This window comes from Leisingera sp. JC1, assembly GCF_001679925.1.
Taxonomy (GTDB): Bacteria; Pseudomonadota; Alphaproteobacteria; order Rhodobacterales; family Rhodobacteraceae; genus Leisingera.
Genome location: NZ_LYUZ01000103.1, coordinates 212,515 through 222,026, shown reverse-complemented (window position 1 = coordinate 222,026; position 9,512 = coordinate 212,515). Strand labels below are relative to the sequence as shown.

The window sequence follows — 9,512 nt, the reverse complement described above, 5'->3', positions numbered from 1 at the left end:
CTCCCGGCCCGTCAGATCTTGGCAGCCCTCATCTGCTCGTAGTAGGGCATCGCTGCCTGCAAGACCGGCTGCAATTCCTCCGGCACGTCCGGCAGAGGGCCTTCAGGGCCTGCAAATCCGGTGGAGGTCCAAACGGCACCATACCAATGCTCCGCCCAGACGCCATCATCCTTATGCCCGCCTTTGGGCCAGTTCAGCATCTTCGGTGAATAGGGCATCCCGGTCATCTCACACAACTGTTCCAACTTGGCCGCTGGGTCTTCGCGGATGTCATGGCTGTCCACCACAACCGGCACCTGCCCCCAGCTGCGTACCAGCTCAAACAGTTCCGCCTGCTGGCGGAACCCGATGTCTTCCAGCACCGGGTTTTCCCGTTTCGCGGCATAAGACGCGATCACCCGCGCCGGGTGGCGGATCAGAAAGACGTTGGTCACATCCCGCATCCAATCCCGCGGAACCCCGGGGATCATGTGCTGTGTCATGTGTTTTTGATAATAGAACGGCTTGGCCGCCGGCACCGGCCCCAGAAGCGTCTCCGCCACGGTTTCAGGGTTCTGCGGCTGGCTTTCCAGGATTTCCGCGTGCATCGGATGATCGAGGCCTGTCATCGCCAGATAGGCCGCGTAAAAAGGCTCATCCACAACCGCGCAATCGCCTCGGTTGCCAAAGGCATACATCATTGCCGTCGACAGGTTCCGCGGCCCGGACCACATGGCGATCCGCATCAGGCGCACTCCTTCTCGATCAGCGCCTTGTAAAGGCCGCGGATGCGCTCTGTCATCGGTCCCATCTGCCCCTCGCCGATCTGGCGGCCATCAATGCTGCCAACCGGTGTCTGCGCACCAAAGGTTCCAGTCAGAAACGCCTCTTCCGCGCCGTAGGTGTCCACCAGAGAGAAGTTTCGTTCGTAGACTGGAATGCCGTTTGCGCGGCAGAGGTCGATCACCTTCTGCCGGGTGATGCCATTCATGCAGTAATCGCCAGTGGAGGTCCAAACCTCCCCTTTGCGCACGATGAAAAAATTGCAGGCATTTGTGGTATTCACAAAGCCATTCACATCCAGCATCAGCGCCTCATCCGCGCCTGCCTTCTCTGCTGCGATGCAGGCGATGATGCAGTTCAGCTTGGAATGGGAGTTGAGCTTGGGATCCTGCGTCATCGGCAGTCCGCGAATATGCGGCACTGTCGCCAGCTTGATCGGGCGCGGCAGATTAGGGCGGGAATGCTCCATGATAATGGTCATCGTCGGCCCCTGGCGCGACAGGGAAGGATGCTGGAACGGCCGGGTTTTCACGCCACGCGTCACCATCAGCCGGGCATGAGCGTCAGTCGTCATTCCATTGGCTTTTTGAGTCTCTAACAGAGCATATTTGACACCATTTCGGTCCAGGCCAATGTCCAGATCAATGGCCTTGGCCGCCTCGAACAGCCGGTCCAGATGCTCATCCATGAACGCCCAAGTGCCATTGTACAGACGCAGTCCCTCCCACACGCCGTCACCCAGCATGAACCCGCTGTCATACACGCTGACTTTGGCCTCGGCCTTGGGTACAATTTCACCATTCAAATAGATCAGGATCTCCTCATTGCGTTGATCTTCCTCAGCCTGGTGGGTGCTCATTTTGTCGCTCATGGGATCCTCCTTGGCCGGCACGTTAGTAAGATTGGATCCGGAATCCAAACGATAACGTGCTGTCACCAGTCCGTGAAATCCTGACTTGCCGGGTTGAGAGAACCCTCTGCAGCCGGCAGGCTGGCAGCAAGGCAGCATGGAGTCGGAAATGCAAGTTCTGGAGAAACTGAAACCTTTTGTACTGATCAGTCTAATTGCCATCTGCCTTGCCGTGCAAAGCAATCCAGTGCGCGCTCAGGCAACAGAAATTCTGACCGTCGCTGGCGGCTGTTTCTGGTGCGTTGAAAGCGATTTCGAAAGCGTGCCTGGCGTCATCGAAGCCGTGTCTGGCTACACCGGCGGTAAAACACAAAATCCCACTTATAAGGACGTTACCAAGGGCGGAACGGGGCATTACGAGGCCGTTCAAATTACATTCGATCCCGCCAAAGTATCTCGCAAACGACTGCTGGAGTTGTTTCTTCGATCTGTTGATCCAACCGATGCAGGTGGCCAGTTCTGTGACCGCGGGGACAGTTACCGCACCGCGATCTTTGTCTCTAACTTGGAAGAGGAGGCACTAGCGAAAGAGGTAAAAGCTGAAGCGGAGCACGCCTTGGGACAGAAAATTGTCACTCCAGTTCTGGCAGCACAAACTTTCTACAAAGCGGAAGAATATCACCAGAACTATTACAAGGGCGACAGCCTCGTTTTCACCCGGTTCGGACCCAAGCGGCAGGCGGCAGCTTACAAACGCTACCGCCAAGCCTGCGGTCGCGACGCACGTGTCGCGCAACTATGGGGAGACGCCGCATCTTTTGCCACGGGCCATTGAGGCAAGGCATCCCAGGTCAGAACCGGGCCGCTTGTACTTCTTGCAAACTGGGAATGACATCAGCCGTTCCGCGGCGGGTGACCATAAGTGCCCCTGCCCGGCTTGCCTGTTCTATTGACTCTGCAACAGTAAGGCCCAAGTCCAGACCTGACAGGACGTAGCCGGTGAACGTATCGCCTGCACCAGTTGTGTCGACTGGCGTGACCGGCAAGGCAGGAACATCGCTCACAGTGCCCGTATCTCCTTCAATGTGCCGCGCGCCCTTGGCGCCCAAGGTAATGATCACGTCCTTGATGCCCAACGCCCCAGGCTCCTTTCCCGTGGCCTCCTGAAGCTGCTGTGCCTCGACCTCATTCAGGATCAGGAAGTCCAAATAAGGCAGAACCGCCTGAACAGCGTCTGCGTCGAACGGGGCTGCGGCGTAACAAACGCGCATCCCCTTTTGCCGGCCCAGCCGCGCTGCTTCTGCCTGCATACTGGTTTCGTTCTGCAGGACCAGGATGTCAGCGGATTTCGCCAGAGACAGAGCCTCTTCCACCTGCACTTGGCTCAACGCCCGGTTGGCACCTGGGAACAGGATGATCTGGTTTTCCCCTTCAGGCTCCACAGCGATAATCGCATGCCCGGTTGGCACTTCAACTTGTGCAATATGGTCCGTGCCTACTCCATATCCCCTCAGCCGTTCGATTGCCCATGCACCATCTGGCCCAACGGCGCCGATATGATGAACTTCGCTGCCAGCCCGGGTCGCAGCCACCGACATGTTTGCTCCCTTGCCGCCAAGAAAGCGGTCAAGGCTGCGGGCGGCAAGGGTTTCCCCTGCCGTCGGCAGATGCGGCATCGCATAGACCATGTCGGCATTGACCGAACCGAGATTCCAGATTGCCATATCAGATCACCCGATGTTGCAAGCCGCCAGCACCGCCATATTGAGAATGTCATTGGTGGTGGAAGTGGTCGAGCAGATCTGGATCGGCTTGTCGATGCCGGACAGGATCGGGCCGATCACGGTGGCGCCACCCATTTCCTGCATCAGTTTGACTGAAATGGAAGCAGAATGGCGGGCTGGTACGATCAGGATGTTGGCCGGGCCGGTCAGGCGCTGGAACGGGTAATACCGCTGCGCGCGCTCATTCAAGGCAACATCAACGGTCATCTCGCCTTCATATTCGAAATCCACACCGCGCTGGTCCAGAACGGTTGGCGCGACATGCATCTTTTCCGCACGCTCCGATACCGGATAGCCGAAAGTGGAGAAGCTGACAAAGGCCACCCGCGGCTCAAGCCCCATGTGGCGGGCAACTACGGCAGCACGCTCGGCAATATTCGCCAGGTGGTTTTCATCCGGCCATTCGTGCACCAGCGTGTCACCAATCAGCACGATCCGCCCCTTATGCAGCAGCGCGGTCACACCTGCCACACCGTGGTCGGCATCGGCATCAAACACATGGTTGATCCGGTCCAGCACATGCGCCGACTTCCGGGTTGCGCCGGTGACCAGACCGTCGCCATGCCCATGCGCCAGCATTAGGCTGGAGAACACATGCCGGTCACGGCCCACCAGGCGGTGGATGTCCTTTCGGTCAAACCCTTTGCGCTGCAGTCGGTTGTACAGGAAATCCTTGTACATTTCGAAATGCGGCGTGTTGGCAGCGTTGACAATCTCCAGCTCGCGCACTGCATCACCCAGGCCGGCTTTCTCCAGTTTGACCCGTACATCTTCCTGTCGGCCAACAACCAGCGATTTGCCGAAACCAGAACGCTGGTACATTACTGCGGCACGCAAGGCCCGGGGATCGTCGCCCTCGGCAAAGATCATCCGCGACTGGGCCGAGCGTGCCCGGGCGTTCAGGCCGCGCAGGATCGACGCCGTCGGGTCCATCCGCGATTTCAAACCTACCTCATAGGCGTCCATGTCGACGATCGGGCGCCGCGCTGCGCCGGTATCCATACCCGCCTTGGCCACGGCTGGCGGGATCCGGTGGATCAACCGCGGATCAAACGGGGTCGGAATGATGTAATCACGGCCAAAGGTCAGCGACTTTCCATAAGCAAGCGCCACCTCGTCCGGCACATCCTCGCGCGCCAGCGCCGCCAGAGCATGGGCGCAGGCAATCTTCATCTCGTCATTGATGGCGCGGGCATGAATGTCAAGTGCGCCGCGGAACAGATATGGGAAGCCGAGAACGTTGTTGACCTGGTTCGGGTAGTCCGACCGGCCAGTGGCGACAATGGCATCCACCCGCACTTCGTGCGCCTCTTCCGGAGTGATTTCCGGATCCGGGTTGGCCATGGCAAAGATCACCGGGTTGTCGGCCATGGAGGCGACCATCTCCTGGGTCACCGCCCCCTTGACCGACACGCCAAGGAACACATCGGCTCCGCGCATCGCTTCTTCTAGGGTGCGCAGGTCGGTGCTGATTGCATGCGCCGATTTCCACTGGTTCATCCCCTCGGTTCGGCCCTGATAGATAACGCCCTTGGTGTCGCAGACGATGCAGTTCTCATGCCGTGCGCCCATCGCCTTCAGCAGTTCGATACAGGCGATGCCCGCCGCGCCGGCACCATTGAGGACAATCTTCACGTCTTCGATCTTCTTGCCAGACAAATGAAGCGCGTTGATCAGACCCGCAGCACAGATCACCGCCGTGCCGTGCTGGTCGTCGTGGAACACCGGAATGTCCATCTCTTCCTTGAGCTTCTGCTCAATGATGAAACACTCAGGCGCTTTGATATCTTCCAGGTTGATGCCGCCAAACGTCGGCCCCATCAGCTTCACAGCCTCAATGAATTTGTCCGGGTCTTCCGTGTCCAGCTCGATGTCGATTGAGTTCACGTCAGCGAACCGTTTGAACAGGACCGACTTGCCTTCCATTACCGGTTTGGAGCCCAGTGCGCCGAGGTTACCCAGCCCCAAAACAGCCGTGCCGTTGGAGATCACCGCAACAAGGTTACCCTTGTTGGTATAGTCGTAGGCCGTTTCTGGGTTTTCCGCGATCGCTTCGCAGGGCACTGCAACACCCGGAGAATACGCCAGAGAAAGATCCCGCTGTGTGGTCATCGGGACAGTGGCATTGATCTCCCATTTGCCCGGAGACGGCTCCAGGTGGAACGCCAGGGCTTCTTCATCGGTGATCTTGTTCTTGGGCATAAATTCTCGTGTCCTCTCCTCGTCGCGGACCGTCTTAGCCCAGCGCACGGCGCCCCTCAATCCGCGGTTTCAAGAATCTGTGTTGCCAGATTTTAGAAAAAAGCGGCTAAAAGACGATAGATTCCGTCAGGTTTTCGCCTCAAAGCAGACCGCGGAATGCTGTAATTTCTTAATAGGTATTAACGCGCACCTGTCTTCCAGGTGGCGCTGAGGCCTGGAATTCGGAGGCCTGCAAGCAAGTGTCAGAACGGCGTTTGTCCGCCCGCAAAGGGCATAGGATCAAAGGAAAAGTGAGGAATGATAAGTTTCCACAACAATTCCGGTGCGATGGTGGCCTTGCAGACATTGGGCGGAGTCAATTCTCAGCTCAATCAAACGCAAGACAGCATCTCCACCGGTCAGACCATAAATTCAGCGCAAGATAACGCGGCCCTATGGGCAATTTCCGAACTGATGGATTCGGATATTTCCGGCTTACGCTCGGTGTCGGACTCTTTGTCGCTGGGCGAAGCTACCGTGGCCGTTGCCTCAGCCGGGGCAGAGCAGATCACAGAAACCCTGACTGAAATGCGGTCACTGGCCATTATGGCAAGCAGCGGCATGGGTGACTTCAGCAAGTATGAGGCCGCCATGTCGAAGAAGACCGAGCAGATCAATTCGATCATTTCGTCTTCGGGGTTCAACGGGGTGAACCTGCTGAAAACCGATGTCGACGGGGCCGGTGGCACTGGGCTGACGGTACCGTCAGCGATTTCCAGCGACGGCAGCCTCAGCACTCTCAGCGTGGACGGTGTGGACTTTGAAGGCAGCCCGCTGTTCGATCTCGGCAGCCGGACCACAATTACTGACGGTGCCAGCGCCCTGACTGCTTTGGGTGAAATCGAAGGCTTTCTTGCCTACGCAATCGAAGGTTCGGCGGCTTTGGGGTCGAGTGCCAATCAGCTTGCTGGCCAAGGTGACTATGTCAGCAAACAATCGGATGCGCTTACCCGCGGGGTCAGCTCCATGATCGACACCAATATAGAAGAAGCCGCAACCAAGCTGCTGGCCCTCCAAGCGCAGCAGCAGTTGAGCACAGTGTCGCTCTCAATCGTCAACACGATGCCCGACACTCTGCGAAACCTCTACTGACAGCAGGCTGCCGCCGGGCCGCCCGGCGGCAGCCATATCCGGGTTTTCCTCGCCCCGCCCCCATTGTAGATGTCTTGCAAAGACGACCCCGGGGGACCTCCAATGACAGTAACGCCCATGATGGCGCAGTATCTCGAGATCAAAGAAGCGCACGCCGATGCGCTGCTTTTCTACCGGATGGGCGACTTCTATGAGATGTTCTTTGAGGACGCGGTCAATGCCGCCGAGGCGCTGGACATCGCACTGACAAAACGCGGCAAACACAACGGTGAGGACATCCCGATGTGCGGTGTGCCGGTCCACGCTGCCGAAGGGTATCTGCTTACACTGATCCGCAAGGGTTTCCGCGTAGCCGTGGGTGAACAGCTGGAAAGCCCAGCCGAGGCCAAGAAGCGCGGCTCAAAATCCGTGGTGAAACGCGATGTGGTGCGATTGGTCACCCCCGGCACACTGACCGAGGATTCCCTGCTGGAAGCGCGCCGCCACAATTTCCTGGTCTCCTATTCGGAACTCCGGGACGATGCCGCGCTGGCTTGGGCCGATATCTCCACAGGCGCATTTCACGTGATGCCAGTTGCACGGGTGCGCCTGTCTCCAGAGTTGGCCCGCCTCGCACCGTCAGAGCTGATCGTTGCCGATGGCCCGGCCTGCGAAATCACCCGCCCGCTGGCCGATGAATACAAGATCCCGCTGACCCCCCTGGGCAAAGCAAGCTTCGACAGCACCGCGGCGGAAAAACGCATCTGCACCCTGTTCAACGTCAGTGCTCTGGACGGCTTTGGCACCTTCACCCGCGCGGAAGTCTCCGCAATGGGCGCCCTGATCGACTATCTGGAGATCACCCAGAAGGGCAAACTGCCGCTTCTGCAGCCCCCCCAGCAAGAAGCACAGGACCGGGTGGTCCAAATCGACGCCGCCACTCGTCGCAATCTGGAACTGACGCGGTCCTTATCCGGCGGCCGGGCCGGTTCTCTTCTGTCTGTCGTAGACCGGACCGTCACTCCCGGCGGCGCCCGCTTGCTGGAACAGCGGCTGTCCAGCCCATCGCGCAACCTGGACATCATTCACCAGCGGCTTGCTGCCTTGGATTTTGCCGTCGAAAATACGCGTACCGCCGAAGACCTGCGCGCGGCGCTGAGAAAAACACCGGACCTTGACCGTGCGCTCTCGCGTCTCGCGCTGGAACGCGGTGGCCCTCGCGACCTGGCCGCCATCCGAAACGGCTTGTCGCAGGCCGAGGTGATCGCGGACCTCTGCACCGGTTTGGATCTGCCGGACCTGATTTCCGGCGCTATCTCCGATCTGCAAGGGTTCGATGATCTGTTGTCGCTGCTTGACGCCGCCCTTGTGGCGGAACCACCGCTGCTTGCCCGCGATGGCGGCTTCATTGCAGCCGGCTATGACTCTGAACTGGACGAGGCCCGAACCCTGCGCGATGAGGGGCGCTCTGTCATCGCATCAATGCAAAAGAAATACGCAGAGCACACCGGCGTCGCCTCGTTGAAGATCAAGCACAACAACGTGCTGGGTTATTTCATCGAAACCACTGCGACACACGCGGACAAGATGATGTCTCCGCCGCTCAATGAGACCTACATCCACCGCCAGACCACAGCAAACCAGGTCCGGTTCACAACTGTAGAGCTGAGCGAGATCGAAACTCGCATCCTGAACGCTGGCAACCTAGCGCTGGAGACTGAAAAACGGCTCTATGCAAGACTTTCTGGCGCCATTCTGGACAACGCCGCGCGCCTCAACACTGCTGCGCGAGGGCTGGCAGAACTGGACCTTCTGACTGGGCTTTCTGATTTGGCCCGCGGCGAAAACTGGACGCGCCCAAAGGTCGACAACAGCCGCGCGTTCCACGTGGAAGGCGGCCGCCACCCGGTTGTGGAACAAGCCCTGCGTCAGCAAGGCGGCGAGAGCTTTGTTGCCAATGACTGCGATCTGACTGCGCAAGACAGTGCTGCTGTCTGGCTCCTGACCGGCCCCAACATGGCTGGTAAATCGACATTCCTTCGCCAGAACGCCTTGATTGCCCTGCTCGCCCAGATGGGGAGCTATGTCCCGGCTGAAGGCGCGCACATCGGCCTGGTGAGCCAGCTGTTCAGCCGCGTCGGTGCCTCCGACGATCTGGCCCGCGGCCGCTCCACCTTTATGGTCGAGATGGTCGAAACCGCCGCGATCCTGAACCAGGCGGATGACCGCGCGCTGGTGATCCTTGACGAGATTGGCCGCGGTACAGCTACCTACGACGGCCTCTCGATCGCCTGGGCAACGCTGGAGCACCTGCACGAGGTGAACCGCTCCCGTGCCCTGTTTGCCACCCACTATCACGAGCTGACCCAACTTGCCGCCAAACTGGAAGGTGTTGATAACGCCACCGTAGCGGTCAAGGAATGGGAGGGTGAAGTGATCTTCCTGCACGAGGTGCGCAAGGGCGCCGCCGACCGGTCCTACGGTGTCCAGGTGGCCCAACTCGCTGGCCTTCCGGCCACTGTTGTTGCACGTGCCCGCGATGTGCTGGACATGCTCGAACAGGGCAGCCGCGAAGGCGGGTCCAAGATCCAGATCGACGACCTGCCGTTGTTTGCAGCTGCTCCGCCGCCGCAACCCAAGGCGCCGGCGGAACCCTCGCCGGCCGAAGAACTTCTCGCCAGCATTCACCCCGACGAGCTTTCTCCCAGGGAAGCACTGGAAATGCTCTACAAACTCAAAGAGACGGCAAGTTAAAAGAAAGGCGGGCCTAAACAGGACCCGCCTTTGTACTTTACCGGAAATCC

The 9,512-nt window shown here is 59.1% G+C and carries 7 protein-coding genes; 3 read left to right on the top strand and 4 right to left on the bottom strand.

Annotation, left to right across the window (positions count from 1 at the left end):
- Positions 1 to 11: 11 nt before the first annotated feature.
- Together A9D60_RS17000 and A9D60_RS16995 are read right to left on the bottom strand one after the other, a co-directional pair.
- Positions 12 to 725 carry a branched-chain amino acid aminotransferase gene (locus A9D60_RS17000; protein ID WP_065268672.1) on the bottom strand — a complete coding sequence of 238 codons (714 nt, stop codon included), beginning with the start codon at positions 723 to 725 and terminating at the stop codon, positions 12 to 14.
- Positions 725 to 1,633, bottom strand: a complete 909-nt coding sequence (locus tag A9D60_RS16995) for a D-amino acid aminotransferase (RefSeq protein ID WP_065268671.1) — start codon at positions 1,631 to 1,633, stop codon at positions 725 to 727. Before A9D60_RS16995 ends, A9D60_RS17000 begins: the two co-directional genes overlap by 1 nt.
- 148 nt (positions 1,634 to 1,781) lie before the next feature.
- Here A9D60_RS16995 and msrA point away from each other — a divergent pair, with 148 nt between their 5' ends.
- Entirely contained in the window at positions 1,782 to 2,447 is a 666-nt protein-coding gene (msrA, locus tag A9D60_RS16990) for a peptide-methionine (S)-S-oxide reductase MsrA (RefSeq protein ID WP_065268692.1), read from the top strand.
- Between the two features lie 16 nt (positions 2,448 to 2,463).
- Here the strand turns inward: msrA and A9D60_RS16985 are convergent, their stop codons facing one another.
- Positions 2,464 to 3,336: a ribokinase gene (locus A9D60_RS16985; protein WP_065268670.1), complete on the bottom strand. Its 873-nt coding sequence runs from the start codon at positions 3,334 to 3,336 to the stop codon at positions 2,464 to 2,466.
- 6 nt (positions 3,337 to 3,342) lie between these two features.
- The gene (locus A9D60_RS16980) at positions 3,343 to 5,598 is read right to left on the bottom strand and encodes an NADP-dependent malic enzyme (RefSeq protein ID WP_065268669.1); all 2,256 of its coding nucleotides are present in this window, start codon (positions 5,596 to 5,598) and stop codon (positions 3,343 to 3,345) included.
- A 297-nt stretch (positions 5,599 to 5,895) separates the two neighbouring features.
- Between A9D60_RS16980 and A9D60_RS16975 the strand changes: the two genes are divergently transcribed.
- Both A9D60_RS16975 and mutS read left to right on the top strand, forming a co-directional pair.
- Positions 5,896 to 6,729, top strand: a complete 834-nt coding sequence (locus A9D60_RS16975) for a flagellin (protein ID WP_065268668.1) — start codon at positions 5,896 to 5,898, stop codon at positions 6,727 to 6,729.
- 102 nt (positions 6,730 to 6,831) lie between these two features.
- Positions 6,832 to 9,462 carry a DNA mismatch repair protein MutS gene (gene mutS / locus A9D60_RS16970; protein WP_065268667.1) on the top strand — a complete coding sequence of 877 codons (2,631 nt, stop codon included), beginning with the start codon at positions 6,832 to 6,834 and terminating at the stop codon, positions 9,460 to 9,462.
- Positions 9,463 to 9,512: the final 50 nt, after the last annotated feature.

What these genes read in the sequence shown, in the direction of transcription:
- A9D60_RS16980 (WP_065268669.1), bottom strand. Translation starts at nt 5,598, where the DNA reads ATGCCCAAGAACAAGATCACCGATGAAGAAGCCCTGGCGTTCCACCTG.
- A9D60_RS17000 (WP_065268672.1), bottom strand. Translation starts at nt 725, where the DNA reads ATGCGGATCGCCATGTGGTCCGGGCCGCGGAACCTGTCGACGGCAATG.
- mutS (WP_065268667.1), top strand. Translation starts at nt 6,832, where the DNA reads ATGACAGTAACGCCCATGATGGCGCAGTATCTCGAGATCAAAGAAGCG.
- msrA (WP_065268692.1), top strand. Translation starts at nt 1,782, where the DNA reads ATGCAAGTTCTGGAGAAACTGAAACCTTTTGTACTGATCAGTCTAATT.
- A9D60_RS16995 (WP_065268671.1), bottom strand. Translation starts at nt 1,633, where the DNA reads ATGAGCGACAAAATGAGCACCCACCAGGCTGAGGAAGATCAACGCAAT.
- A9D60_RS16985 (WP_065268670.1), bottom strand. Translation starts at nt 3,336, where the DNA reads ATGGCAATCTGGAATCTCGGTTCGGTCAATGCCGACATGGTCTATGCG.
- A9D60_RS16975 (WP_065268668.1), top strand. Translation starts at nt 5,896, where the DNA reads ATGATAAGTTTCCACAACAATTCCGGTGCGATGGTGGCCTTGCAGACA.